Origin of the sequence: Microcoleus sp. N3A4 (assembly GCF_036701805.1) — a bacterium.
Taxonomy (GTDB): Bacteria; Cyanobacteriota; Cyanobacteriia; order Cyanobacteriales; family Microcoleaceae; genus Microcoleus.
This window is the reverse complement of record NZ_JAUBRJ010000016.1, coordinates 20,536-46,739: the sequence shown is the minus strand read 5'-3', so window position 1 is coordinate 46,739 and position 26,204 is coordinate 20,536. Positions and strand designations below refer to the sequence as shown.

General features: G+C 45.7%; 21 protein-coding genes and 1 pseudogene. 10 read left to right on the top strand and 12 right to left on the bottom strand.

Annotated features, from left to right (window positions below; translation table 11 throughout):
* The coding region (locus tag QUA56_RS11870) for a CHAT domain-containing protein (RefSeq protein ID WP_333357508.1) at window positions 1–1,659 on the top strand (1,659 nt) is incomplete at its 5' end.
* 109 nt (window positions 1,660–1,768) lie between these two features.
* On the opposite strand, the gene QUA56_RS11865 is transcribed toward QUA56_RS11870, so the two are convergent.
* The 3 genes from QUA56_RS11865 to QUA56_RS11855 all read right to left on the bottom strand — a co-directional run bounded on the left by QUA56_RS11865 (window position 1,769) and on the right by QUA56_RS11855 (window position 5,020).
* Window positions 1,769–2,035 carry an HNH endonuclease signature motif containing protein gene (locus QUA56_RS11865; RefSeq protein WP_333357505.1) on the bottom strand — a complete coding sequence of 89 codons (267 nt, stop codon included), beginning with the start codon at window positions 2,033–2,035 and terminating at the stop codon, window positions 1,769–1,771.
* A gap of 417 nt (window positions 2,036–2,452) precedes the next feature.
* Window positions 2,453–3,058: a DUF3318 domain-containing protein gene (locus QUA56_RS11860; RefSeq protein WP_333357502.1), complete on the bottom strand. Its 606-nt coding sequence runs from the start codon at window positions 3,056–3,058 to the stop codon at window positions 2,453–2,455.
* 381 nt (window positions 3,059–3,439) lie between these two features.
* The gene (locus QUA56_RS11855) at window positions 3,440–5,020 is read right to left on the bottom strand and encodes a nucleoside transporter C-terminal domain-containing protein (protein ID WP_333357499.1); all 1,581 of its coding nucleotides are present in this window, start codon (window positions 5,018–5,020) and stop codon (window positions 3,440–3,442) included.
* A 221-nt stretch (window positions 5,021–5,241) separates the two neighbouring features.
* Between QUA56_RS11855 and QUA56_RS11850 the strand changes: the two genes are divergently transcribed.
* Entirely contained in the window at window positions 5,242–5,520 is a 279-nt protein-coding gene (locus QUA56_RS11850; protein WP_333357496.1) for a hypothetical protein, read from the top strand.
* 100 nt (window positions 5,521–5,620) lie between these two features.
* Here the strand turns inward: QUA56_RS11850 and QUA56_RS11845 are convergent, their stop codons facing one another.
* The gene (locus QUA56_RS11845; RefSeq protein WP_333357493.1) at window positions 5,621–5,815 is read right to left on the bottom strand and encodes a hypothetical protein; all 195 of its coding nucleotides are present in this window, start codon (window positions 5,813–5,815) and stop codon (window positions 5,621–5,623) included.
* Between the two features lie 96 nt (window positions 5,816–5,911).
* Here QUA56_RS11845 and QUA56_RS11840 point away from each other — a divergent pair, with 96 nt between their 5' ends.
* The 4 genes from QUA56_RS11840 (at window position 5,912) to QUA56_RS11820 (ending at window position 18,717) form a co-directional block, all read left to right on the top strand.
* Window positions 5,912–6,184: a hypothetical protein gene (locus tag QUA56_RS11840; protein ID WP_333357490.1), complete on the top strand. Its 273-nt coding sequence runs from the start codon at window positions 5,912–5,914 to the stop codon at window positions 6,182–6,184.
* Between the two features lie 76 nt (window positions 6,185–6,260).
* A complete protein-coding gene (locus QUA56_RS11835; protein ID WP_333357487.1) occupies window positions 6,261–11,120 on the top strand; it encodes a CHAT domain-containing protein in 4,860 nt (1,619 codons plus the stop codon).
* Window positions 11,121–11,801: 681 nt separating this feature from the next.
* A complete protein-coding gene (locus QUA56_RS11825) occupies window positions 11,802–17,141 on the top strand; it encodes an ATP-binding sensor histidine kinase (RefSeq protein ID WP_333357484.1) in 5,340 nt (1,779 codons plus the stop codon).
* A gap of 43 nt (window positions 17,142–17,184) precedes the next feature.
* Window positions 17,185–18,717: an ATP-binding protein gene (locus QUA56_RS11820; protein ID WP_333357482.1), complete on the top strand. Its 1,533-nt coding sequence runs from the start codon at window positions 17,185–17,187 to the stop codon at window positions 18,715–18,717.
* A 167-nt stretch (window positions 18,718–18,884) separates the two neighbouring features.
* Here the strand turns inward: QUA56_RS11820 and QUA56_RS36825 are convergent, their stop codons facing one another.
* Window positions 18,885–18,989, bottom strand: coding sequence for a transposase (locus QUA56_RS36825; RefSeq protein WP_445242900.1), 105 nt, complete (start codon window positions 18,987–18,989; stop codon window positions 18,885–18,887).
* A gap of 562 nt (window positions 18,990–19,551) precedes the next feature.
* Window positions 19,552–19,752, bottom strand: a complete 201-nt coding sequence (locus QUA56_RS11810) for a hypothetical protein (protein ID WP_333357706.1) — start codon at window positions 19,750–19,752, stop codon at window positions 19,552–19,554.
* Window positions 19,753–19,769: 17 nt separating this feature from the next.
* On the opposite strand from QUA56_RS11810, the pseudogene QUA56_RS36820 reads away from it, so the two are divergent.
* Window positions 19,770–19,917: pseudogene (locus QUA56_RS36820) on the top strand (IS1 family transposase); the annotation flags it as partial.
* A gap of 67 nt (window positions 19,918–19,984) precedes the next feature.
* Here the strand turns inward: QUA56_RS36820 and QUA56_RS11800 are convergent.
* Both QUA56_RS11800 and QUA56_RS11795 read right to left on the bottom strand, forming a co-directional pair.
* Window positions 19,985–20,686, bottom strand: coding sequence for a hypothetical protein (locus QUA56_RS11800; RefSeq protein WP_333357479.1), 702 nt, complete (start codon window positions 20,684–20,686; stop codon window positions 19,985–19,987).
* Between the two features lie 28 nt (window positions 20,687–20,714).
* On the bottom strand, window positions 20,715–22,100 hold the full coding sequence (locus QUA56_RS11795; RefSeq protein ID WP_333357476.1) for a sensor histidine kinase: 1,386 nt from the start codon (window positions 22,098–22,100) through the stop codon (window positions 20,715–20,717).
* 105 nt (window positions 22,101–22,205) lie between these two features.
* On the opposite strand from QUA56_RS11795, the gene QUA56_RS11790 reads away from it, so the two are divergent.
* Complete coding sequence (locus QUA56_RS11790) at window positions 22,206–22,370, top strand: hypothetical protein (RefSeq protein ID WP_333357473.1); 165 nt, start codon at window positions 22,206–22,208, stop codon at window positions 22,368–22,370.
* 125 nt (window positions 22,371–22,495) lie between these two features.
* Window positions 22,496–22,819, top strand: a complete 324-nt coding sequence (locus QUA56_RS11785) for a DUF3155 domain-containing protein (RefSeq protein WP_333066452.1) — start codon at window positions 22,496–22,498, stop codon at window positions 22,817–22,819.
* A 322-nt stretch (window positions 22,820–23,141) separates the two neighbouring features.
* On the opposite strand, the gene QUA56_RS11780 is transcribed toward QUA56_RS11785, so the two are convergent.
* The 4 genes from QUA56_RS11780 to QUA56_RS11765 all read right to left on the bottom strand — a co-directional run bounded on the left by QUA56_RS11780 (window position 23,142) and on the right by QUA56_RS11765 (window position 24,994).
* The gene (locus QUA56_RS11780; protein ID WP_333357470.1) at window positions 23,142–23,675 is read right to left on the bottom strand and encodes a cofactor assembly of complex C subunit B; all 534 of its coding nucleotides are present in this window, start codon (window positions 23,673–23,675) and stop codon (window positions 23,142–23,144) included.
* Between the two features lie 316 nt (window positions 23,676–23,991).
* Complete coding sequence (locus tag QUA56_RS11775; RefSeq protein ID WP_293144339.1) at window positions 23,992–24,384, bottom strand: PadR family transcriptional regulator; 393 nt, start codon at window positions 24,382–24,384, stop codon at window positions 23,992–23,994.
* Window positions 24,385–24,467: 83 nt separating this feature from the next.
* The gene (locus tag QUA56_RS11770) at window positions 24,468–24,638 is read right to left on the bottom strand and encodes a hypothetical protein (RefSeq protein WP_333357467.1); all 171 of its coding nucleotides are present in this window, start codon (window positions 24,636–24,638) and stop codon (window positions 24,468–24,470) included.
* Window positions 24,639–24,790: 152 nt separating this feature from the next.
* On the bottom strand, window positions 24,791–24,994 hold the full coding sequence (locus tag QUA56_RS11765; RefSeq protein WP_333357464.1) for a DUF751 family protein: 204 nt from the start codon (window positions 24,992–24,994) through the stop codon (window positions 24,791–24,793).
* A 274-nt stretch (window positions 24,995–25,268) separates the two neighbouring features.
* On the opposite strand from QUA56_RS11765, the gene QUA56_RS11760 reads away from it, so the two are divergent.
* A complete protein-coding gene (locus QUA56_RS11760) occupies window positions 25,269–26,144 on the top strand; it encodes a DNA adenine methylase (RefSeq protein WP_333357461.1) in 876 nt (291 codons plus the stop codon).
* Window positions 26,145–26,204: the final 60 nt, after the last annotated feature.

The window sequence follows — 26,204 nt, the reverse complement described above, 5'->3', positions numbered from 1 at the left end:
GCACAGACAATTACTCAAAATCCAGTACCGGTCTCAAATTTGCCACCGACACAGACAATTACTCAAAATCCAGCACCGGTTTCAAATTTGCCACCGGCACAGACAATTACTCAAAATCCAGCGGTTTCACCAGCAACAGCGCCGCCTCCGGCAGTTTCACTCAATGAAATATTTGTTGCGCCTGCTGCGGCGCCAATAAATCTCACACCCATACCGACACCGGAACTCGCTCCTGCGCTAGGAGTCAACCAGCCGCCCAGCACAAATCGTTTATTTTCCGCCAGCTTGCAACAACAAAACCAGATATCTAATTCCTTGCAACAGCGCAATTCACCTCCAGCGTCGCGGAATATTGACGCTTCCAAGTTGCCAAGCAACGTCAGCAGCGTTATTTTTCCCATAGAGGAGAGATTTACCAGCGATTTTGTCGATTACCTAAATTTGCCATCAACAAATACGATCGCCACCGTAGAAGATGCCCAAAAGACCCTTCGCGGCGTCCAACAAGCCACAGGCATCAAACCAGCTCTCATCTATATCAGCTTTGTACCCAAGGGTTCTACAGTCGATCGGCCGATCGACAGTTCCGGTATCTTGCGCGTAGAACCGCAAATTCAAGCCTCTGACGAACTGGAACTGATAGCGATCGCCCCGGAAGGCGTGCCCGTTCGCCAGCGCATCCCTGGAACCTCTCGCGCCCAGGTAATGGAAGCTGTTCGGAGATTTCGCGATGAACTGACTAATCCGGTAAAGCGCAATACTAAAAGTTATTTGCCCTTGGCTCAGCAACTCTACCAGTGGATAGTAGCGCCGCTCGAAGCAGAGCTGCAAGCCAAAGGCATTGAGAATTTATCTTTTATCTCAGATATGGGGTTGCGATCGATACCGATGGCCGCCCTGCACGACGGCAAAGGCTTTCTGGTAGAGCGTTACAGTGTTGGCTCAATGCCGAGTCTGAGTTTGACAGATACCAGCCCCGCCAATTTCAAAAATACCCAAGTTCTGGCAATGGGGGCGTCGCAATTTCCAGATATGAGTCCTTTACCTGCGGTGGAAATAGAAGTATCGACAATCACCCCGCAGCAGTGGCCCGGCAAGTCTTTCTTGAACCAAGCTTTCACCCTGGCAAATTTGAAATCGCAGCGCCAGCAGCAGCCTTTTGGGATGATTCACTTGGCTACCCACGCCGAATTTCGATCGGGAGATCCCAGCCAATCCTTTATTCAGTTGTGGGATACTAAATTGCGCTTGGATCAGTTGCGGGAAATGGGATGGCACAGCCCGCAAGTTGAACTGTTAGTTTTGAGTGCTTGCAGGACTGCTGTGGGCGATCGGGAAGCCGAGTTGGGCTTTGGCGGGTTAGCCCTGCAAGCAGGAGTTAAATCGGCTCTGGCGACTCTCTGGTATGTCAGCGACGAGGGCAGTTTGGGATTGATGGCGGAGTTTTACGGGCAGTTAAAAACTGCTCCGATTAAAACAGAAGCGCTGCGGCAAGCGCAATTAGCGATGTTGCGCCAAGACGTGCGAATTGAAGGGGGGATGCTGCACACTTCTGTTGGCAATCTGCCGCTATCCCCGGAATTGGCAAACATGGCGAATCAGAATTTCTCTCATCCCTATTATTGGTCGGCTTTTAGAATGATTGGTAATCCTTGGTAACAAGTTTTGTTTGAGTTAAGCGACTGTGCGGGCGATCGACTGTTGGCAAATTGTGCGGGAGTTCGATCGAATATTGTGCGATCGACTGTTTGACCGTGCGGGCGATCGACTATTGGCCAATTTTATCAGATTTCTTGCGGTTGCAGTGAAAGCAAGCTAGTGCCAAATTGTCAATATCGTTAGTCCCATTTTTAGTTAAGGAAATGATGTGTTCGATAGTAAACTCTACGTACTGCCATTGTGCGGAGGCATGACAATATTCGCACAGACAGTTGGCTCTCTGACGAACTTGATTTTGGATATTTTCAGGGATTTGACCAATAATTTCTTGATGGTACCCGCCACGCGATCGATCCGTGGAATCAATCGAAAGCATCTCAAATCTAAAATCCTCAAGCCCCCGAATTTATCCGTGGGGTCAATCTAAAATCTAAAATCTAAAATCTAAAATCGAATGACGGCGAGCGGACATTTCTACACAGTAGGCTGAATCTTGCCCAAGAAAAGATTGCGGACAGTCCGATTGACAAAACTGAGGTAATCGTCGATTTCTTCGTAAAGATTGAGTTTTTGTTATTCCTCATAATTGAGGGACAAAGTTTGTTGTTTGTCCAACAGTTCTTGGCTTCAATTTTTGACAGCCGTGGAGGCTTTAAAAATCGGTATGCCTGCCACTAATTCAATTCGGACAGCTCCTTCTATAGGTAGAGTATCGCGCAGGTTTTCCAGTTTTGGCAGGATTAGCATAGTTGTGGATTTTATGGTTTCTGTCTTGATTGTATCTACGTTTTTTTCAATCTTGCCTAATACTATCGGGCACGCCCACCGCCGAAATACCCGCGATCGCCTTTAAGTTTTGACACCGAATCAACTCGTTAAAATCCAAACTGCGATTTTCTATCTGCGCCACAGCCTCGATCGCCCCAAGCAAATGTCCGGCCGCTTCGGCTTCGTTGTAACCGCGCCTTCCGGCGACTCTAATCGCCGCTTCATCAGCATCTAACTCTACTTGGGAACTGCGGTTGTCCCGCCAAATTCGAGTCATCGCGAGTCCCGTTAAACCGCCCGCGATCGCAGTGCCGATCGCATCTCCCTGCAACAATTCTACAACAGTCCCGACAATTCCCGCCAGAGCCGCACCTTGATAAATATCCGGTTTAAACCACTTAACATTGCACAGAAAACTTACATTCCGCAATAGCAGTAAATCCCGCTGCGGCTTAGATAGCAGCCGCCACAAATCAAAATTAATATAAATCGGGCGAGATTGATTCCAAGGCAAAGGAAACTCGCAGTCAATTACTGTTGATTGTTGTGGCTTACTAATAATTTTACACGCCATGCGGCCGGAAGCGGGCATCACATCTAACAGGCGGCGAATTTCTGGTTCGGGATTCATAAATTTTCGGGAATTGGGAATTGGGAATTGGGAATTGCTTGCATCGGCATAAAAAACAACAACATCAGGGGCCAGTAGGGGCGGGTTCACCAACCATAATTGTCTAAAACCTACAATCTCTAAAACCCGCCCTCACTCACCCAAGGGCAAATCGCAATCTGATGCACGGGTGGCCAGAAACCGGGTTTTTGCAAGAATACTTTGTGACAACCACAGATTTGATGAAAAACCCGGTTTCTTTGGTTTGAGCGTGTCCATAACTGAGCTTATGCAAATCAAAGTTAATCTAGATTATTGGTTGTGCGGGGGCGGGTTTACAAGATTTTTGACGGGAGTTAAATATTGTCGATCAAACGCGCCCCTACAAGTTCATAGAAGATATTAAGGGTTTTTCTTGGATTCGGAAGCAGGAGATTCTTGAGCTTTCGGAGCCGCTTTTTCCGCGTTGGGCGAAGGCTTCGGACTGGCAATTGCTGGGGCAACTGACGGCTTAGAATTCGCGGTTGGGGGGGATGCCGGTGATTTCGGAGATTCAGGGGCTGTTAGCGGGGCAGCAGGGGCTCTTTTAGCGCCTAAAATGCTGGCGTCTCCGGTGTCAAAGGTGCCGGCGATGCAAGCGATCATCATTGTAGCTAAGGTGCCGACAAATAATGCTTTCCAACCGAGTTCGGAAATGTCTTTGCGGCGGGATGGAATTAGGGCGATCGTACCGCCGACAAATATGCCGACGGAGGCTAAGTGGGCAAAGCCGGAAAGGGCGTAACTGACAATTAAAACTGTACGAGCGCTCACCAGTCCTTTTGCGCCCGCTTCTGCTAAACTTTGATAGGGCGGAACCGCGGTTTCCAATAGTCGGCGGCCGATAATTATAGATGCTTGCCAAGAATCTTCAAAGGGAACTCCGGTTAATAGCGTCAGGGGATAAAATAAGAATCCCATGATGTTGGCTAGGGTGACAACTTTAAAGACTCCACCAATTGGATTGGGTAAAATTGCTAGCCAGCCGAAGAATTGATTGATCAAGGATACTAAACCTAAGATTAAAATCAAAACAGCGGCGATCGCCACTGCCATCTTTACCCCGTCCAGCGCACCGACGATGGCTGCGTCCAAAGGACTCATGCGTTCGATCGGTTCTCCGCCCACAGTCTCTTGTTGACGGATTTCGCCGTCGATTTCGGCAATTTCTTCGCCGATAAATTCGCCGAGGCTTTGAGGTTTCCGTTCTTCCTTGGGAATGCCGCCCATTGTCACGGGAATTCCTGTTTCGGGAACTAAGATTTTGGAGAGGACGAAGCAAGCCGGAATTGCAATAATTGAGGCGGAAACTAAATGCCCTAAAATATTGGGAAAAACTGGCTTGAGAAAACTGACGTAGATTGCTAAAGTTGACGAAGCAGCCGTCCCAAAACAGCAGGAGAGGATTGCACAAAGCTCGGAACGGGTCATTTGCGGCAAATAAGGTTTGACAACAATTGCCGCTTCAATTCCTACGAAAATATTGGCCGCGCCGCTGAGGGCTTCCGCGCCGCTCAACCGCATTGTCATATAAAAGATTTTGGCAAAAACTTCGGTGATAATTTGAATCACGCCTATGTTGTATAGCAAGGCCATGAGGCCAGAAAAAAAGACGACTGTCGGTAAAGCTCGAAAGGCAAAAATATATCCTAAATTAACTGCCGGATCTTTACCAGGTACTGGTACAACATTGCTTCCGAATACAAATCTTGCCCCAGCGTCAGCAGCGGTGAATACTCCATCCAGTAAGCTAGTAAACCATTCTAAAGCGATGCGAGTTGGGGGGAACAGGAATACTAAAAATCCTAAGACTAATTGCAGGCCAATGCCCCAGATGATGACGCGCCAGGGAATATACTTCGACTGTCGGTTTTCTGAAAAAATCCAGGCGATCGCGCACAAGCCAAAAATGCCCAAAAACGAGATAAGATTGTAGATAGACATGAGCCTAGTCCTTGAAATAGTTGAGAATGCCGATCGACGGCTTGCACCACATCAGTTATACTATTCATCTGACGGCAAATGCTAAAAAAAAATAACGGGCAGATAAATTACGCACTCAACAGCGTACTTATGTCATTGCTTAGGTCATTCCGAACTCTGCGGATCTTTAGCAAGCCTTGATTTGCCGTAATTACCAGCAGTTTAAATAGAAACTCTAACACATGGAAGCTTTTGCTCCACATCCTCCTGAATGGACTGCAACGGCGGTTCACGCTAATGAGTTTTGCTGTCCCAAGTGCGGCGCTAGCTGCACGGATGCCACTGAGGTCTGGATTAATCGCCGATCGCCAGTATACACCGAGTTCAACCGCCGGAAGTGGCAAGAATTTTACCGCTGCCAGTGCGGCGGTGTGTGGTGGGCTTGGAGTAACGATCGACCTCCTTCTGAACTTGTGCGTCGCGATGAGAGCTCGGATGAGGGCCCAGATGATGATTTTTAGAACGGTGACAGAATTTTCGATTTTCGATTTTATTTAAAATTAGGGTAAGCTGTGCATTCGGCACCCTACATTATTTAGATAGGCGATCGCCAGTTCTCAACTAATTCAGCACGTCAAGTATTCCCTTGACTACGCCTTCCATCACTCTTTCAATTAAGCTCAATTCATTTTCGCCGATCGACTCATTTAAGAGCATTGACTGAATTCGCTGTCTGTCATCGCGAGTCAGTTCCCCTGAAGAAAAGATCCGCTCAACTATTTGTTCAGTTAGAATTGGGGAAGTTTGAGTTTGCATGGTTGGTCTCTCAAAGGATCAATATTCTGTTGTTAACTTCGGTTTTTAACTTCGTTAGAAGAGCCAGTTATTTTGTAGTTTTTCTTGTCTCATCCAATGATTGCTCCAATCCTAGAACTCGGCAGGTATTTTGTCAAGACATCGGCGACAGATAAATACAAAATTTGCATTGAATTTCCGATATTCTGGCAACAGGTGCTTTCGGAGTGCGATCGACTGATGCCCTGTGCCTGCAAGGTCGATCGACCCCCGGCGGTGGCGGTGTTCGACCTTTTTAAGTTTATTGGCACTTGGGCGGAACATTACACCTCAAAAAAAAATCACAACTACAATAGATTTGAATTGGTAATCGGGAATTGGCTTTTCTGACTTGCGTCTTCCTTCCGGCTAATGACTAATGACTAATGACTAATGACTGATGACTCATGACTAATGGCTTCCTCCAATGACCTATTTTCGTTCTGCTATAATTTTGACATTAGGTTTTTGGCTGCTACCGCTAGCAGTGCGATCGCAACCTGTCGTTCCTGCAAATGACGGCACTAATACTGTTGTTAAGTCCGAGCAAAACCGCACAGACATTAGCGGGGGACAACTGTCAGGAAACGGGGCAAATCTGTTTCACAGCTTCAGCCAATTTAATCTCAGCGAAGGTCAAATTGCTAATTTTCTAACTAATCCAAATATTCAAAATATTTTAGGGCGGATTTCCGGTGACAATGTTTCCCTCATTAACGGTCTGATTTCCATAAGCGGCGGCAACTCGAATTTATTCTTAATGAATCCGGCGGGAATTGTCTTCGGTCAAAATGCTAGATTGAACGTGCCGGGGTCTTTTTTCGCGACAACTGCTACGGGTATTGGTTTCGGTGACGGCTGGTTTAATGCCACCGGAATTAATGATTATAAAGCTTTAGTGGGAAATCCCAATCAATTTAATTTTAATTCACAAATCGGGACAATTGTCAATGCTGGAAACTTGGCAGTTGGCAGCGGGCAAAGTTTAACTTTGCTCGGTGGCACCGTTATTAATACAGGACAATTATCCGCTCCCAACGGTCAAATTACAGTGGCTGCTGTTCCGGGGCAAAATGCAGTCCGCATCAGTCAAATCGGCAATTTATTGAGTTTAGAAATTACTCCGTCTTTGCAGTCAGAAAAATCGGCGATCGCCCCACAAGCTTTGCCTCAGTTGCTGACGGGGCCCGGCGTAGCCTCAGCCACAGGTTTAACGACCAACGAAGCAGGTCAATTGGTACTGACTGGCGGCCAAACAGTGCCGATAAATGGAGGAAGTGCGATCGTCTCGGGTTCTGTAAATGTATTTGCTCCTTCTGGCATTGCTGGCGGCACAGTCAATATTTTAGGCGAAAAAGTCGGACTGTTCGGCGCAAATATCAATGCTTCCGGGACTGACGGCGGAGGTACTGTGCGCGTCGGAGGCGGTTGGCGGGGGATGCAACCCGTGCCAAATGCCCAGGTAACATACGTTAGTCCTGATTCTACGATCGCAGCAGACGCGATCGACCGCGGCAATGGCGGCACTGCGGTAATTTGGTCAGACAATACAACTCGCTTCTTCGGCAATATTACTGCTCGCGGGGGCACTGCCGCAGGTAACGGCGGCAGAGTAGAAGTTTCAGGCAAAAATGCTTTAACTTTCCAAGGAGAGGTCGATACCCGCGCTGCTAACGGTGCGATCGGCAATTTGTGGCTCGATCCGGCAAATATTACGATCGTCAGCGGTAACGGCGACATCAGCGGGGGTTCGACTGGCGGGGAACTCCAATCGGCACCAGAACCCAATGAAACATACATCCCAGAAGTGCAGTTGGAACAGATGACGGCCGGCAGCAACGTGGTTATAGATACCCCCGGCTACATCACCGTCCAAAACTTGCCCGATAACAAACTTTCCCTGCAAGCGAGAACGGGAGACACAGTAACATTTAGATCGGGCGGAGTGTTTTTTGTCAATGACCCCAAGGACTCAATCGAGACTCAAGGTGGCAACATCAACATTTTCGCCAGCAGCATCTCTCTTGGCGGACTTAATGCCAACAGTGGCAATATCGCTCTCACTGCTAACGGCATTGACTTGAGAGGCGGCAGCAATTCCGTAAGCAGTGCGGGGGGAACAATTCGCTTGCAGCCCAACGACAGCCGAGGAATTCGGATCGGTGGCACCGGCGATATTTTGGGCATTTTGGACTTGACGGCAAGGGATCTGGGCGCTTTGGCGGGGGATTTTCGTTCGATCGCGATCGGGCGCGAAAACAGCAGCTCGATCGCGATCGTCGCACCCATTACCTTCAACAGCCCGCTGACACTTCAAGGCCGCTCGATCGCGATCGACAATCCCCTGAGAACAAGCGGCAGCGCTAGCTTGACTCTCGACGCGCCCCAAACTGCGATCGGCGCCAACATTGCCACATCCGGCGGCGATCTCACTTTTACAGGAAACGCATCCCTCAATACTGACGTGGCTTTGAGCACTCAAGCTAGGGGCAACATTCTGTTCTCCGGTAGCCTAGACGGAGCTCGCGCCCTGAGACTAGACGCTGGGCGAGTGCTGTTCGGCGGTACAGTCGGTCAAGCTGTGCCCCTGGCGAGTTTGTACGTCCGCGGCCGCAGTACCGAGATATCTAGGAATATTGCGACATCTGGCGACATGACTTTCAACAGTGCCGTCACAGTCGATCGCCGCGCCACCCTAGCCGCCACTACCGGCAATATCACTTTTGCCAATACCCTCGACAGCATCCCGGGCCGAGCAAATAATTTGACGCTGCGCGCTGGCGAGAACATTACTTTTGGCGGCAGAGTCGGTCAAACTCAAAGGTTGGGCCTGCTCTCGGCTGACGCTGCTAGCGTGACGGCTGCTTCCACAATTGCAGCCCGCAGTTTGAGCGTTAACGCCCGAGATTCCGCTAGCTTCGGGGGGGACAGCACGGCCGCTTTGGGAGCCGATATCAAGGCAGCAAATGTCCTCTTAGAGGGTAATTTAAGGACGGATGGCGGCAGCGTGAACCTGCAAGCAAGCCGCGAGGTTCAGACTGGCAATATTACCTCGAACGGTGGGAGCATTCGGGTTGAGGGAAATACTGTTGCTGCAGGTGCGATCGACTCTTCATCGGCAACGGGAACTGGAGGCGCGATCGCTCTCCAAAGCAATGCTGGCCCTTTAACTGCGGGAGCTTTGAACGCTTCGGGGGCGATCGGCGGAAATATTGCTGTCACCTCTTCATCGGGCATTTCGGCTCTCGACCTCAACTCCAGCAGCACTTCAAACGGCAACGGCGGGGGCGTTTCCCTGAGCGCGACTGGTAACATTCAGTTGGGTTTTGTCAACGCTCAAGGCGGCACTGGCGGCACTGGCGGCAGCGTTGATGTGACAACCCTCGGTTTGTTTCGCTCGAACAGTGTTTTCAACGATATATCGGGCAATATTTCCAGTATTTCTACTGCCGGAGGTGCGGGGGCGGGGAGGATCGAAATTCGCCACCGAGGCGGTATCGATCGACCGTTTGTAGTTGGCGGCGCGATCGACAATGGAACCACGGGAAGCATTAATGCTGGCGCGGGAAACGCCATTTTGCCCAGTTTTTCTTTTGGACAAACTTACACGCAGGGAAGTTTACCAAATCAGATTTCCCTAATTACACCGGGCGCGCCCTCTGCTCCTGCACCAATTCCCGCACCAATTCCCGCACCAATTCCCGCACCAATTCCCGAACCAATTCCCGAACCAATTCCCGAACAGCCTCTAGTGCCCGTAAGTCCTGCTCCTGCGCTGTCACTTCCTGAATCTTTGCAAGTAGAATTGCGATCGTCAAATCGACACAGAAATTCCCCAATTACCCAGGATATTTTCGTTCCTTTTCGCAGATTCGATTCGATCGGCTCGGGAGTTTTAGCATTTGAGCAAACCTTTAGTCGCGAGTACGAAAAATATCTGGACTTGCCCGCAAGAACGCCGATTAGTAATATGTCGGTAATTTACGAAACTCTTCGCAAAAACGAACAAATTACCGGGGTAAAATCTGCAATCATTTATATGAATTGGGTCAGTGAATTGGCAGCAGCCGCTGCCAAAGAAAATGGTTCTGTTCTGGTGGCAAGTCGGGATTTATCTAATCTATTGCCTGTGAGAAAAAACCACACATCCCAGCCCCCTCACCCCTTAGAAGATAAGTTGGGGGAGAGGTTGTCGCCGCAGGGCAAAGAAGTTTCCGATGTTCCTAACGGGGATCATTTAGAATTAGTGTTAGTCACAGCTAACGCTCAACCAAAGCGCGTTTTAATTCCGGCGACAACGCGCTGGCAGGTGTTGCAACTAGCCGAGGCCCTGCAAAGCGAAATAACTAATCCCCGAAAAAGAAGCAGCATTAGTTATTTGGATGCGGCGCAAAAACTTTATCTGTGGTTAATTGCACCAATTGCCGCAGAATTGACAGCTTTAAATATTGATAATTTAATTGTAATTCCGGCAGCAGGTTTGCGGAGCGTGCCCTTTGCTGCTCTTCACGACGGCAAAAGCTTCTTAGTTGAGAAATACAGCATTAGTGTGATGCCGAGTCTGAGTTTGACTGATATCAGCTACGACAATATTGCGGATGATGAAATTTTGGCGATGGGGGCGTCGGTATTTGAAGATAAAGCGCCACTGCCGGCGGTACCGGTGGAGTTAGAGTCGATCGCGCCGCCCGATCGGGGAAAATCATTTTTGAATCAAGATTTTACTCTCAGCAATTTGCAAGCTCAGCGGGCAAATCGGCCTTTTGGCATCATTCACTTAGCAACTCACAGCGAATTCCAGCCCGGGGAACCGAAAAATTCTTACATTCAGTTGTGGGATACTAAATTGCGTATCGATCAAATGCGACAGTTGCGGTGGAATAAACCGCCGGTGAATCTGTTAGTTTTAAGCGCGTGCAGTACCGCTTTGGGCGATGCAGATGCGGAGTTAGGGTTTGCGGGTTTGGCAGTAGCTAGCGGTGCTAGATCCGCTTTGGCGAGTTTGTGGGAAGTCAGCGATGAGGGGACTTTGGGGCTGATGACTGAGTTTTACCGGCAGTTGCGGATGCCAAGAGGTGAGGGCAATTTGATGATTAAAGCCGAGGCTTTGCGGCGCGCGCAATTGGAGATGCTGCAGGGGCGCGTGCGGATTCAAGACGGGATGCTGCGAGTCGAAGGGCTTTCTAGGAGTCTAATTTTGCCTCCAGAAATTGCGGCGCGGGGCGATCGAGTGCTTTCGCATCCTTATTATTGGGCCGCCTTTACAATGATTGGCAATCCTTGGTAATGGGGATGTTGAATGAAGAAGGAAAAAGGGGCGTTGCTGAATCAAGGTATGAATAATGCAGGAATGGGAACATCCTGAAATTTTAGGTAATGTATTTAGGACTTATATCGTTTCCGATGCAACCGGAAATGCTATCAAATGTCTCGAAACTGCGATCGCCTAATACGCATCCTAAAACTCCTGACCAAAAGTGGTCAACGGCTGTCCACAGCCAGATTTTGTGTGTGTTTTTTCACATAAGTCTGTAATTCATCGAGCTCACCGACTTGGGACTCATCATCAGCGATCGATTGACGGCCACATTTAACACAAATGTGGTTATGTTTTCCTTTTTTATTACCTTTTCTACGGCTATGGGTTGATTTGCACTCGCTTTAATTGCATGGTGATTCCCCCTATTTATACTCTAATTATGCAACGCCCAAATCTCCTATGAAGACTAACGGCGATCGCACTTCACTCTGTCTTACCTGCTGTTGGAGGAAACTGTGAAGCGATCTGACTCCTAACCTAAATATTTATTTGTACTTTTTTGAAGAAATGTAAAAAATAATATTTTTTTAGTTAAAATTTAAATTTTGCTTAAAGTGCAGGCTAGTCTTTATGTTAGAGGATACATCTACTTAAAAATTGAGAATTGCTAAAAAAAATGTGTATTAATTATTAAAAGAGGCTGCAAGGATGATTAACTTAGCCGGCTACGAGATTACCAACAAAATCCATGAAAGTAACAATTCTTTAGTTTGCCGAGGACTGAGAAAGCAAGACAAGCAACCGGTCATTCTCAAATTCCTCAAGCAAGATTATCCTCTGCCAGCTTCGTTAGTCAGATACAAGCAGGAATACGAAATTACACGCAATCTCCAGCTAGAAAGCGTGCCTAAAACCTATAGCTTAGAAAGATACCAGAACAGTTTGGTTATTATTTTCGAGGATTGTGGTGGAGAATCATTAAAGCTTTGGTTGGATTCTCAAAAACTTACCTTAGAGAAATTTTTGTCAACAGCTATAAACATAACCAGCGCTTTAGGTAAAATTCATCAACATAACATTATTCATAAAGATATCAACCCCAGCAATATTATTGTTAACTCAACAACAGGGCTAGTCCAAATTATAGATTTTGGCATTTCTACTGTTTTAAATCGCGAGAATCCTACCCTAAAAAATCCTAATGTTTTAGAAGGGACTCTTACCTATATATCGCCGGAACAAACAGGCAGAATGAACCGAGCGATCGACTACCGCACTGATTTTTACTCATTAGGAGTCACTTTTTACGAACTGCTAACGGGGCAACTGCCATGCGATTACAGCGATGCAATGGAATTAGTCCACTGTCATATTGCTAAACAAGCAGTACCGTCTTATGAAATCAATCCAGAAATTCCTAAAGCGGTTTCTGATATTGTAATGAAACTGTTAGAAAAAACGCCTGAAGCCAGATACCAGAGTGCTTGGGGTATTATAGCTGACTTAGAAGAATGCCTGCAACAATTACAAACTAAGGGAAGTATTGCAGATTTTGCGATCGCCCAAAAAGATATTACAGAGAAGTTTCAAATACCTCAAAAACTCTATGGTAGAGAACGAGAAGTAGAAACCTTGCTAGCCGCGTTCGATCGCGTCAGCAATGGCACAACAGAAATCATGTTAGTGTCGGGTTACTCTGGCATTGGCAAATCTGCCTTAGTGCAAGAAGTTTATAAACCCATTACTAAGGCAAGGGGTTATTTTATTGCGGGTAAGTTCGACCAATTTCAACGCAATATTCCTTACTCAGCTATTGTTAAAGCGTTTCAGTCCTTAGTCAAGCAAGTTTTAACAGAGAACGAAACCCAACTCAATGCTTGGAAAGAAAAACTTTTAGCAGCTTTTGGTGATAACGGTCAAATCGTTATAGATGTCATTCCCGACGTAGAACTCATCGTTGGCAAACAGCCACTTGTGCAAGAGTTAGGTGCTACGGAAGCGCAAAACCGCTTTAATTTAGTCTTTCAAAAATTCATCCGCGTGTTTTGCTCGGTTGAGCATCCCTTAGTCATTTTTCTGGATGATTTACAATGGGCTGACTCTGCTACTCTGAAACTGCTGCAAGTAATGATGGCAGATGATGAAACAAAATATTTATTTCTAATGGGTGCTTATCGAGATAACGAAGTCAGCCCCAGTCATCCCTTGATAATGACTCTGGATGAACTGCAAAAGCAAAAAGCGACTATCAACCAAATTACGTTAACTCCTTTACATCTCGAACAGATTGTTAATTTGATTGCTGATACTGTGCGTAGAGATAGAGCAGCAGTCATGCCCCTAGCCGAGTTAGTTGTTGGGAAAACTCAAGGCAATCCTTTTTTTGTCAATCAGTTTCTCAGAACTCTCTATGAAGAAAACCTCCTGAATTTCAACTTACAGCAAAGAAACTGGGATTGGAATATTTCAGAAATCGAAGCAGTCGGTATTACCGATAACGTCGTTGAGTTGATGGTCGGAAAATTGAGAAAAATGCCAGATTCAACTCAGCAGGCTTTACGGTTAGCCGCTTGTGTTGGCAATAGTTTTGACTTACTTACTCTGTCGATTGTCAATGAAAAAAATCCTGCGGAAACCTTTCAAGAGCTATTGCCAGCCATCCAAGATGGATTAATTTTAGCTACTTCTGAACTCGGCGTAACAGACGAAGAAATTGTTAAATCTCATCTGGTCATTACTACTTATAAATTTTTGCACGATCGCGTGCAACAAGCAGCTTATGCTTTGATTGAGGAAAGTTCTAAAAAAACAGTTCACTTACAAATCGGTCGCTTGCTCTGGCAAAATACTTCGACACAGACGCGAACGGAAGAAATATTTGCGATCGTCGATCATCTGAATTTAGGAATTGAAGGGGTTGGCGATGAATCCGAACGAACTGAAATTGCAAAACTTAACTTAACCGCAGGTCAAAAAGCCAAAGCTGCAACGGCTTATGCTGCGGCTACCGAATATTTGCAAGTGGGTTTGAAACTGCTAGTAGATTCTAGCTGGACTCATCATTACGAACTGACATTATCGCTGTATGAGGAAGCAGCAGAGGCAGCTTTTTTGAGCGGTGATTTTGACCGAATGCACGGATTCGTTGAGATAGTCCAAAACCATGCCAAAACGCTGCTGGAAAAAATTAAAGTATATGAAGTCCAGACGCAAGCTTACATCGGGCAGAACAGGCTGCTAGAAGCGATTAATACAGCGCTACAAGTTTTAAAACTGTTAGAGATCGAGTTTCCCCAAGAGCCGAACCCGTCAGATATTGGGCGGGCATTCGAGGAAACTGCGGCAATTTTGAGTGGAACGCGAATTGAGGATTTAGTTGACCTGCCTCAAATGACCGATCCATATAAATTAGCAGCCATTCGACTTCTGTCAAGTATCTTTGCTGCTACATACATTGCTGCTCCTGCGCTGTTGCCCTTGACATTGTGCAAACAAGTAGATTTATCCGTCCAATATGGTAACGCTTCCGTTTCTCCCTTTGCTTATGCTAATTATGGTCTTCTGCTTTGTGGAGTTGTGGGAGATATTGACTCGGGTTATAAGTTCGGTCAATTGGCTTTAAATCTACTGTCGAAGTTGAATGCCAAAGAAATCCAAGCCAGGACAGTCGTTATGGTCAATATATGTACCCGACATTGGAAAGAACATTTCGCAGAAACTTTAGAACCTTTGGTATCAGCTTACGCTAGTGGCATAGAGACGGGAGATTTAGAATTTGCTGCCTTTGGTCTAATAGCCTACTCCTATTTCGCCTACTTTAGCGGCAAAGAACTGACTGGACTTGAAAGAGAGATGGCAACTTACAGAGATGCCGTTCATAAAATTAAGCAAGAAACAGCACTTCATTTTCACGAAATCTATTGGCAGGCTGTCTTGAATCTACTCGGAAGAAGCGAAGATCCCTGCCGTCTCCAAGGTGAAGCATACGACGAGCATATAAAGTTACCGTTGCACCAGCAAGCAAATGATAAAACGGGAATTTTCTACTTATATTTGAATAAAATTTTACTTTGTTATTTGTTTGAAAATTCCTCTCAAGCAATTGAGAATATTGCTATAGCAGAGAAATATTTAGACGCAATAGTAGGATTGCCCGTTGTTCCTCTATTCCATTTTTACGATTCTTTAGTACGGCTAACGGTGTATCCCTACAGCCCAGAGTCAGAGCAACAAGAAATTCTCGATAGCGTACAAGCCAATCAAGAAAAAATGCAGAAATGGGCGCATCATGCCCCTATGAATCATCTGCACAAATTCTATCTAGTGGAAGCAGAAAGACATCGAGTTTTGGGTCAAAAACTAGAAGCAATGGAGATGTATGACAAGGCTATTGCCATTGCGAAAGAAAACAAATACATCAACGAAGAAGCACTCGCTCACGAACTCGCCGCCAAATTCTACCTGTCATGGGGCAAAGAAACGATCGCCCAAGTTTATATGCAAAACGCTCATTATAGCTACCAAGTCTGGGGCGCTATAGCTAAAGTTGAGGATTTAGAACAAAAATATCCCCAATTCCTAGCTAGAACGTCAGCCAAGACAACAACTCAAACAAAAGTTAACCGAACAACTACCACGCCTACTACCACTAGCACTAATTTGGGAGATACGCTAGATTTAGCCACAGTGATGAAAGCTTCTCAAGCGATTTCAGGTGAAATAGTTTTGAGTAAGTTGCTGGAAAGGTTGATGAAGATTGCGATCGAAAATGCGGGGGCTGAAAAAGGCTTTTTGATTTTAGAAAAAGCGGGAAACTGGGCGATCGAGGCTGAAGGTTCGGTAAATGGGGATGAAGTCAGCGTGTTGCGATCGCTTCCTTTCAATACAGAAGCTGCTTCTAGGGAAATGCCCAAACTGGCAAGTGCGATCGCTAACTACGTCATTCGCACCCAGGAAAACGTGGTTTTAAACAACGCCACTCAAGAGGGACAATTTACCCGCGATCCTTATATTGCAGCCACTCAACCGAAATCAATTCTCTGCACGCCTCTGCTGCACCAAGGCAAGCTGACAGGCATTCTTTACCTAGAAAATAACCTCACAGAAGGAGCTTTTACTACAGATAGGCTAGAACTGTTAAAATTGTTATCAGCCCAAATAGCCATTTCCATTGAAAATGCCCAACTCTACAATAACTTGCAGGAGTTCAATCAAAACTTAGAGCAATTAGTAGGCGATCGCACTCAAGAATTATCTGATGCCCTCGCTCATTTAAAAGCGATGCAAAGTAAGCTGGTGGAAGCCGAAAAAATGGCTTCGCTGGGAGGATTAGTCGCTGGTGTTGCCCATGAAATTAATACTCCCGTCGGAGTGGGTGTCACTGTTGCTTCAGCTTTGGCAGAACATACCACAGAATTTGCCTCTATTTATAAGAGTGGCAAAATGAAGCGATCCGAGCTAGAAGAATTTTTGGATATAGCCACCCAAAGCAGCAACACCCTTCTAATTAATCTAAATCAGGCTGCGGCATTGATTCAGAGCTTTAAAGAAGTGGCAGTCGATCGATCGAGCGAAGAACGACGAACTTTCATAGTAAGAGATTATCTCGATGAAATTTTAATCCAATTAAAACCAAAATTGAGAAATAGCAAACATTCGATCGAAATTAAGGGAGACACCAAAATGGCCCTAGATTCTTATCCAGGTGCATTATCCCAAGTTGTCACAAATTTGCTGATGAACTCTCTGATTCACGCTTACGAACCGGGCGCTACTGGAAAGCTGGCTTTTGATTGGCAGCAAGAGGGCGATCGACTTAGATTTGAATATTCCGATGATGGTCAAGGCATTCCCCCTGAAAATTTGAGTAAAATTTTCGAGCCCTTCTTTACTACCAAACGCGGTCAGGGTGGTAGCGGGTTGGGATTGCATATTGTCTACAATTTAGTTACCCAAAAACTTCTGGGTGAAATAGAATGTAAAAGTGAGGTCGGAGTAGGCACCAAATTTATTATTAAGTTACCCGTTCAAATTGATTCAAAACCGTAGTTTTCTAAATCTCAACATCAGTAACACAGAAAGGTGAGCAGCAATGGACAAGAATATTTACGGCTTTTCAAGTGAAAAATCATCTGAAGAAGTCTTATTTGCGGAAGAAGTTAGCTCAGATGAGGAGTTATTTTTTGCCGATGAAGTATCTGAAGAGTCCCCGACTGAAAGCTGGAAAATTTTGATTGTCGATGATGAGGCTCAAGTTCACACAGCTACCGATATTGCCTTAAGAAAGTTTGTTTATGAAAATAAATATTTAAAGTTTTTTAGTGCTTATTCCGCCAAGGAAGCTAAACAGTTAATCCAAGAACATCCTGATGTGGCTATCATCCTGCTTGATGTAATCATGGAAACAGATGACGCTGGCTTGGAGTTTGTGAAATACGTCCGCGAAGTGTTAGACAATCAGTTAGTGCGAATTATTTTACGCACGGGTCAACCCGGGCAAGTCCCCGAAAAAAGCGTTATTATCAATTACGATATTAATGACTATAAAACTAAAACTGAATTAACGACCTCAAAGCTATATACTACAGTGCTAACAGCTTTGAGAAGTTTTTGTCTAGGTCATAAATTGCAGTCAGAAATAGAACGGCGCGAACAAGTAGAAAAAGCACTTCGGATCAGTGAAGAAAAAGAACACCAAAAAGCTCTTGCCTTAGAGCATTTTGTCAAAGAGCTGCAAGAAACACAACTCCAGCTAGTTCAAAGTGAAAAAATGTCTAGTCTCGGTCAATTAATTGCAGGTGTCGCTCATGAAATTAACAATCCGGTTAACTTTATTTACGGCAATATCTCCTATGCGAAAGATTATATTAAAGAACTCATCTATATGTTGAATCTCTACCAGCGCTATTACCCGCTACCAGAAGCAGAAATTCTCAATGCAATAGAAGATGGAGAGTTAGAATTTATCATGGACGATTTGCCAAAATTGCTTTCTTCCATGCAGTTAGGCATCGATCGCATTCGCCTTATTGTGCAGTCTCTACGAAATTTTTCGCGGTTGGATGAAACTGAAATCAAATCAGTAGATATCCACGAAGGGATTAATAGCAGTTTGATGATCTTACAGCACCGACTAAAAGCTAGGTCAGATCGCCCTGCTATTAATGTGATTAGAGAGTATGGTGAATTGCCGCTTGTAACCTGTTATGCAGGTCAGCTCAACCAGGTGTTTATGAACCTTTTAGCGAATGCTATAGATGCTTTGGAAGAGCGGGAAAGTAGAGAAAAGGGTACATCTTTTCAGCCCCAGATTTTGATTCGTAGTGAAGTCGTACCTGGCCATTCACATGACAACCGTAGCCAGGATTCATGCATTCGGATAACAATTGCCGATAATGGCGCTGGCATGACTGAGAAAGTTCGTGCTAAACTTTTTACTCCCTTTTTTACTACTAAGCCAATCGGAAAAGGTACAGGCATGGGATTGTCAATCAGCAAAAAAATTCTACTAGAAAAACACTGCGGTCAATTGCAGTGTATTTCTACGCCAGAGCAGGGCACGCAGTTTATTATTGAGATGCCTACTATCTGTATAGCAACCAATCTCGCGGTATCTATGGTCTAGGAAACTCATCTGGTGGAATTACATCATATAGCGGTTTTCAGTTGCATGAGAATGGGGTAATTGCTAATTGCTAATTAATCTGAATTCTGACAGACTTTTTTCCCGCAGCAAGCCCACCCCTTCAGGGGTCTGGATAGGCGCTGCGGCTTTCGCCACATTCTTCTAACTTAATTGTGTTGGTTTTCAATATATTTTTTAACAATCTCTTCCGAGGCGTTACCCACTGTGCCGTAAAAATACAGCCTATTCCATGTATATTTAGTACACTGCATTCCGTAGAGAAGCAGAAAAAATGAAACTTTATGCGATCGAGTTTCGTAAAAAAATAGTGAAAGCTGTAGAACCCGGTGATACAGCATATTCCAGGTTCATGAAGTACACTCTTCAGTTATATTGTGTGGTGTTAATCAGTAGGGTGCGTCGCTGCTTCATATTTGATAAAACTTGCAGATTGACTCTGAAAGCGACGCACCTTACACGGGCGATCTCTCTTCTTGTGTGTACTACATATACATGGAATATGCTGTATCGTTTCCGGTTGCATCGGAATAAGCTGTCATAGTGGCAAAACCGGGAGCATCCCATTTTTGCTTTCATATCATGGACGGTTGCATCAGAATAATATATTTCGATGATATAGCGCGCTCACGTCGTCCATAGCGAACGGCCTTATCGCGAGCGAGACGCTCGCACTCCTAAAAAACGGCTTTTTACCAAATTGGGATGCTCCCGCAAAACCTTTGAACCACTTTGGACTCTTGTTAATAAATGGAACTGCTATTTTTATGTGACAGATTGCTGGAAAGTTAAACCAAATTTTATTGCCGATGAAGGTCAAATTATTAGCAAAACCTCTAGGAAAAGACTTGACGGCGAAAATACAATATTAATACCAATTCTCGCCTCCAGAAAGCAACAATCATGAGTGTTAAGTTTGTTTCCTGAAAGACTGTATGCACCGGTGCGTCGCTGTTCGACAATTCGCTCTTTTTTAGGATTTAAGGGTGGCGACGCACCCGGAGGCTGCTGTTGCATGAGTTTTGAGAATTAGTATAAGACATTATTTTGCTCATTTTAAACTAAAAACTCTTTGTTATTCTAAATCTGAACAAAGGCTCAGACACTCCGTTTGATTATTAATTCACGCTTCCCAAATTTGCCGATATTCCAATTCCATATCAAAATCAAAGAAATTATTTTGGTTTTATGCGATCGCCGGCGTTGCTTAGTGATACCCTAATTCAGCAACGCCTTTTTTGTAATATCATCAAGGCGCTCGACGATCTGCGCTTTGCTGCAAATGCCGCCAAACTTCATGATGACAGACGTACCAAAAATACAGGGCTAAATTCAGAAGACCTAATAATTTAGTGCCATCTTCTAGCATCGCGTGTAATCCTTGATTTGGATTGTCTAAAATATCCTCCAACCGCGAGATAGCAAACAAGAACAATGCTGCCACTAATGGCAGGTAATGAGTGGTTTTGATGTACCGCCAAAACTTAACTCCGTAAAGGAAAACTGCACTACCATAACACAAATAAATTAATTTCTTAGATATTCCCAACTGAGAAAGAATCAAAGTCATCCGAAACCTGTCATCCAGGTAAAAGACTCCCAGGAGTAAAGCACTAAAAAATAAAAATATCGCCGCTCTACTACCCGGCTCTTTTTGGCGCAACACTCCGAAAGTAAATGCACAAATTGCGACTGGGAGACACCCGAGAACTTCGGAAACTCCGGTGAGAATGCCTTCGTAAGGGAACCAGAAATTAAAAGGATCGCTAAACAGGCGTTCAACTCCGTCTCCCTGGTTGTTGAGTTTGGCGTATGCGCTCAGCCCGACCAAAATCAGGACAGTCAGAGTGTTGAAAACAGCTAAAAATGGTACTGTAAAAAAATGTTTTTTGAGTCTTTCTAAAGAATTTGAAAACTTGGGAATTTTATTGAATAAAGGCAGATGCTTCATAAAAACTGTCTCCAAACAATGGGGTTTGTTACTTATTCAGCGGCAGCCAAACCACAAATGTAGTGCCGCGATCGGTTGGATATAAATGAGTTTCCGCAGATGGCAGCCATTCAGGATTGACTGGGGAAAATACTTCTATTTCTCCTTGCATTTGGCGGACTAAATCGCGGGCGATCGCCAAACCCAATCCTGTGCCGGGAATTTCTGTCTGCGCTTTTTCTCCCCGGTAGTGCCGCTCAAATAAATGCTCTAAATCCTGGGGAGGAATGCCGGAACCTGTGTCGCTGACTGCAACTGCTATCGCAGGCAATTGGCTGTATCCTGCCCGATCGCCATCCGCTGCTTTGTACCTGACTTTAATATAAATTTGGCGGCCGGCAGGGGTATATTTCAAAGCGTTGTCAATTACATTGCTCAAAACTTCGCGCAAAGCTCGATCGTTCGCTGAGACTGCCGGCAAGTCAGCCGGAATGTCGGCTAGCAATTTCAGATGCCTTTCAGAGGCGATCGCCTCGGCGGAAATTAACAGCGGTTTTAAGACTTCTATCACAAAACAGGATTCCTCCAAGTTTATCGCAGGTGACAGCGACAGAGGAGAATGCCGGACTAATTCCACATTGGACATTGCTTTTTCTGAAGTGCCCGATGGCAGTTTTAGATGTGCTTCGCCGGTGTCAACGGTTCGATCGAACTGGGCCAGCAGCTCTTGCAGCCGCTCGCTCTCTCGGACAATACTAAAAGCCACATTGCGGTTTTTGTCTTCCGGTACCAGCCGCCGCGCTAACAGCTTGCCAAAAGTTCGCAACGCTGTCAGCGGACTTTTGAATTGGTGCAGCAAATTGTGCATGGTGTCGTAAACCTGAGTCTGGATTTGCCGAGCCGAACCCAATTCCTGCTGCATCCACTGCGATCGCTGGTCTAAAATGCAGGCTAGGGCTAAGGTGCGAGCAATTTGTTGCATCTGAGCTTCCTCTCGCTCGTTCCAAGGCCTGTCTTGCCGACCGCTGACCAGGAGTCCCATTACAGAGCCCTCGTGTATCAGAGGCGTCACAATTTGCCTCCGCTGCTGCCACAGATTCTCCGGGCCTTGGCATTGATTGGAACTGCGCTCGCTACCCGGAAGCGGCTCGGGTGCGATCGCCCCTACGGTTGATTCTTCCACAGCAAAAACCGGGGGCGCCAGCAGTCGCGGCACCGGTTTCACTGTCGAGCTTTCGGAAGATTGCAACCTCAACCCCTGATTTTCTTCCGATTCGGCTGAGGTTTCTGGGTAAACCGCGATCGGCACCAACTTTGCTTCGCTGCCTTCTACCAGCTCTTGTGTCAGGTATACCGCGCCGAATGTCGCTCCCAAACTGACGGCGATCGCCACCTGCGATCGGCAAAGCTTGACAAATTCTGAACTGGCTGGCATTAACATGATCGCCACATTAAGATATCTAACGGAATTCTAAGTAAATTACAACCGATCGGCGGCCGATTACAGATGAGAGACTTCTAGATTTCAGGTGTCTTCGCTTTGACAGAAGGCAGCTATGTTGAAGGCATCCGAACGTCACGAACTAAAATTGCCCCAAAGCCCTGTCCGGCGGGCTTCCATAATTCCCTAAGCTTGGCTGTTGCCGGAACTTGCGGCCCACAATACCACAACCGCTACACTTTTGTCGATCGGCACGAATGTTAAGATTATGTCGATATATTAAAAACAGTTGAAGTTTAGAGCTAGAACGGATATACTGGCCTCGGATTTGGTAGCTATCATTACAACCTGTCTGCTCATACTGTCTGCTCACAGAGGAGGTAAAGAAATTGGCCAGGAGACGCAAACGCAAGAGTCGCCGCCGACAAGAAGGACGCAGAATTTTAGAGTGTGTGCCTCAATATAGCATCGAGAGCGGCGAAGATAAACCCGTAACAGCGGCTCGCAAGTTCATCCATGCCGAAGGCATTGCTCCCCCAGCTTTGCTGTTAGTCAAGCGTAACGAGCATACCACTGACAGATACTTCTGGGCTGAAAAAGGTTTATTTGGAGCCCAATACGTAGAAGAGAATCATTTCTTGTTTCCCAGCTTAAAGGTAATGTTGGAAGCTACCACAGAAAAAATTCCTGTGGTGTCAGCGGCCCGCGCATAGCTCAAAATGTTTAGCTCAAAACATTGACAGCAATGTTTTTCTAACTCTTTTAATAACAGCGCCAGAGTTCTCATTGTCTGGAGAGTGCCAACTGAATTTATGCGAAAAGTCCTTAGTAACTAGGGTATAAGGAGCCATCGCAACATGATAGATCGCCGATTGGGGCGATCGCCACAGGGGCACTCTCACGATAATGGTTTTTTTTGACTGTTTTGTCGATCGAACAAATAGCCAACGAGAGATTCACAAGCAGTCATCAGTTTGTCTGCTCGAAGTCTAACTACGGCATCTAGCATATCAAAAAACGTTCCGCGCCAAACTTTTAATCGATCGGTTTCAAATCTAAAGCTTTTTGCATAGCTGCTAGTTCGTCGCGGTGAGCTCTGACAGTAACAAAGCTCTTGGTTTGGCTTCCCGACTCAGCGACTGATTCAAGTTTGAGCGAGACTTGCTCGGAGCGTCCAGCTTTTTTCCAGTAAAATACCCCCGCCAGCGGTGACAGCAGTACCAAAGCTAGGAAAATTTGACCCTGCTGGGGAACTAGCATTCCCAAAACCAGTCCCAAGCAAAGAGCGCCGCCTGCACTTAGCACGGTTAAAAAAATAGCTAGAAACCAACTCGGCCTGACAAAACCCTCAAACGTGACTTTATAGTTGGGGGCATCGACGGCTGCAACTCGGTAAGCTCTCTGGGCAAAATACTGTTGTAGCTGCGTTAACAGAGACTCTTGTGCGCTTTCTGAAGCAAGCTTGACTTGTTCGATTCGAGGTTTGACGGAGGCCTTGATGAAGAAAAACAAGCCAACAGCAAGCAGCAGGGTAATCGTGAACGTTGAAGAAAGAACAGTAGTATCCATCGGTAGAAGTTTGTGTAATTGAAATTATCTACTATTACTTTACAGAACTTTACATAAGAAAGCGATCGAGGACTTACGCAGACACTTTTTTACCAAAATTCGCAGAAAGCTTCTTCTGCAAGGCGTTTTTCTCCCCATCGCCAAATTCCCATATCTCCCCATCGTCCCTAATTCTCAAGTGACAATGCGTAAGTCCTGACGTAGTGTAGATGCTTTAATCGCTGTGCGGCGATCGAGCAAAGCGAAGGCAATCCGGCAAATCGCTTTGCAAGTAGCGCCAGCATCTCCAGAGTTTAGGCATCCGATTCAAACTCGGCTAACCCGTGTGACCAGTTTCTAAGGCGCGGGGCCGACGCCCTGACGCGCCGTTTCCCTGACCGATGTACTCGTGCCAGAGACGAGCGAGGTCTTGAGCTTGGTGCCGCCACTCGGGGAGGATTTGATACATCCGGCGGGGGCGGCCGCGTCCTTCTACTTTTTTCCAGTAACCGGTGATTACGGCTTCATCTTCGAGGAATTTCAGAGCGCTGTAGAGCACGGTATCAGAAAGTCGGTAGATGGGGAATTCCCGCTCTAGTTGTCCGATGAGTTCTGTACCGTAGGAATCTCCGCGCAATAATACGGAGAGAATGTAGCACACTGCTAGTTCCTTGTTTAGATAAACAGGAGGGGGGTCTTGAAAAAATTGATAGATATGTTCAAACTTCATCTGTCTTGTCCGCTGGAAACTCTCGTGATACCGTCAGGTTAACGGGAGAGGAAAGCGGGGCGGGGTGTGCCGCTTCCTAATGATTAAGTGGGACACCGGGGAAACAGAGGTGCAGTATTTCCCCAGTGAATGTTGATGGCCCCAAAGGCTTGTCCTGCACTTAGGTAATGTTTGCCTGCGCCTTGGTTGAGCAGCGCTGAGGTAACGCCGCTTACTAACTTCCTCTTCCAATCTATCGCAGCGACTATTGTCAAGTGTGCGATCGCCGATGAGTTGGCAGTTACTTCGGGAGTTGGCGCTTCAACTAAAACTCAAAATTCGCAACTTCCCGGAACCCTTTGTCTGCCTTGTCTCTGTGCTTTAGCTGGTCTGAGGGAGCCGGCTTTTTTCCGGCGAAAGCTTGCCTTTAAACCGAACTCAGGCCTAACATGGCGCGCAGTGTAAAAGTTAGAAAGACAAAAGTCGCTACAATCGAAGTAATCAGGGCGATCGCAGTTGTCGGTCGATCGAGCAGGGGTTTGAGTTTCTCGAACAGGAAAAAGAAAATCCCCAGACAGATCGTAATCAAAAAGCGGGGGTAGCGAGAGACGTTATTAATAAAATCTTGCATTGGCTTGGTGGGGTAAAGTGTCACAGCTCGATCTTTGACTGGTAACACTTGTGAGCGAGTTAGACAATTTTGGCACAGCCGGAGCTAAATCTGCAGATCGGGCGATCGGGCATTTTTGTCGGCGATGCTGACATATATAATTCTAACGAAAACTTTTCGCCGATCGCTCCGGCACTGTCTGTTTAATGCCACGCAACCTCCGGTAACAACTTCAGAAGTATTTATATTGAGTTCTAGTTGTGATAAATATTATAGGGCTGTTATTTCTAGATAAATGTCTGCTTCCGCACCTTTTCAAGTCTTGCCGCGTCCCTTTCTGAAATGGGCTGGAGGTAAAACTAGGTTGATTGGACAATATCAACCTTATTTTCCTGAAAAGTTTACAACTTACTACGAGCCTTTTTTGGGCGGCGGAGCTGTATTTTTTTACTTAGCACAGCAGCACCCTGGTTTGCAAGCTGTTTTAACAGATGTTAATCCTGAATTGATTAATGCTTATCGCTGTGTCAGGGATAAAGTTGAAGAGCTGATTCTACTTTTACAGGAGCATCAGTTAGAACACACCAAGGACAATAAAAATTATTATTACTCGGTGCGATCGCGCTCCTACAAAACAGATACAGAAAAAGCAGCACGGCTAATTTACCTAAATAAAACTTGTTACAACGGTCTCTACAGAGAAAACTCAAAAGGTGAATTTAATGTTCCCATAGGTCGATACAAAAATCCTCACATTTGTCAAGCAGATTTACTGCGCTCGGTCTCATCTTTACTCGCGCCCGCTCAAATTGAAGTCAGAAAATTCGATAAAATTTTGGATTTTGCTACTAGCAGCGAAGACTTTGTTTATTTTGACCCGCCTTATTATCCTATCAGTGCCACGAGTAACTTCACGACTTACAGCCGGGATAATTTCAAAGAATCGGAGCAGATTAAACTGAGAGATATTTTTGCAGAACTTGCAGAACGGGGCGTGAAAGTTATGCTGTCTAATTCTAACTGCGATTTTATCGAAAAAATCTACAGCGATAGCCAAGCTTTTAAAAAAAACAGTCTCCCAAAACTAATTGAAATCTCAGCCTCTAGGGGAATTAATTCTAATAGTTGCAAGCGGGGCAAAGTGAAAGAATTATTAATAGGTTTATTTTAAATTATAGCGGTTATCAAAAAAGTGAGGTATGCCCTATGCCCTATGCCCTATGCCCTATGC

What these genes read in the sequence shown, in the direction of transcription:
- QUA56_RS11865 (WP_333357505.1), bottom strand. Translation starts at nt 2,035, where the DNA reads ATGCTTTCGATTGATTCCACGGATCGATCGCGTGGCGGGTACCATCAA.
- QUA56_RS11860 (WP_333357502.1), bottom strand. Translation starts at nt 3,058, where the DNA reads ATGAATCCCGAACCAGAAATTCGCCGCCTGTTAGATGTGATGCCCGCT.
- QUA56_RS11855 (WP_333357499.1), bottom strand. Translation starts at nt 5,020, where the DNA reads ATGTCTATCTACAATCTTATCTCGTTTTTGGGCATTTTTGGCTTGTGC.
- QUA56_RS11850 (WP_333357496.1), top strand. Translation starts at nt 5,242, where the DNA reads ATGGAAGCTTTTGCTCCACATCCTCCTGAATGGACTGCAACGGCGGTT.
- QUA56_RS11845 (WP_333357493.1), bottom strand. Translation starts at nt 5,815, where the DNA reads ATGCAAACTCAAACTTCCCCAATTCTAACTGAACAAATAGTTGAGCGG.
- QUA56_RS11840 (WP_333357490.1), top strand. Translation starts at nt 5,912, where the DNA reads ATGATTGCTCCAATCCTAGAACTCGGCAGGTATTTTGTCAAGACATCG.
- QUA56_RS11835 (WP_333357487.1), top strand. Translation starts at nt 6,261, where the DNA reads ATGACCTATTTTCGTTCTGCTATAATTTTGACATTAGGTTTTTGGCTG.
- QUA56_RS11825 (WP_333357484.1), top strand. Translation starts at nt 11,802, where the DNA reads ATGATTAACTTAGCCGGCTACGAGATTACCAACAAAATCCATGAAAGT.
- QUA56_RS11820 (WP_333357482.1), top strand. Translation starts at nt 17,185, where the DNA reads ATGGACAAGAATATTTACGGCTTTTCAAGTGAAAAATCATCTGAAGAA.
- QUA56_RS36825 (WP_445242900.1), bottom strand. Translation starts at nt 18,989, where the DNA reads ATGCAGTGTACTAAATATACATGGAATAGGCTGTATTTTTACGGCACA.
- QUA56_RS11810 (WP_333357706.1), bottom strand. Translation starts at nt 19,752, where the DNA reads ATGCAACAGCAGCCTCCGGGTGCGTCGCCACCCTTAAATCCTAAAAAA.
- QUA56_RS11800 (WP_333357479.1), bottom strand. Translation starts at nt 20,686, where the DNA reads ATGAAGCATCTGCCTTTATTCAATAAAATTCCCAAGTTTTCAAATTCT.
- QUA56_RS11795 (WP_333357476.1), bottom strand. Translation starts at nt 22,100, where the DNA reads ATGCCAGCCAGTTCAGAATTTGTCAAGCTTTGCCGATCGCAGGTGGCG.
- QUA56_RS11780 (WP_333357470.1), bottom strand. Translation starts at nt 23,675, where the DNA reads ATGGATACTACTGTTCTTTCTTCAACGTTCACGATTACCCTGCTGCTT.
- QUA56_RS11775 (WP_293144339.1), bottom strand. Translation starts at nt 24,384, where the DNA reads ATGAAGTTTGAACATATCTATCAATTTTTTCAAGACCCCCCTCCTGTT.
- QUA56_RS11765 (WP_333357464.1), bottom strand. Translation starts at nt 24,994, where the DNA reads ATGCAAGATTTTATTAATAACGTCTCTCGCTACCCCCGCTTTTTGATT.
- QUA56_RS11760 (WP_333357461.1), top strand. Translation starts at nt 25,269, where the DNA reads ATGTCTGCTTCCGCACCTTTTCAAGTCTTGCCGCGTCCCTTTCTGAAA.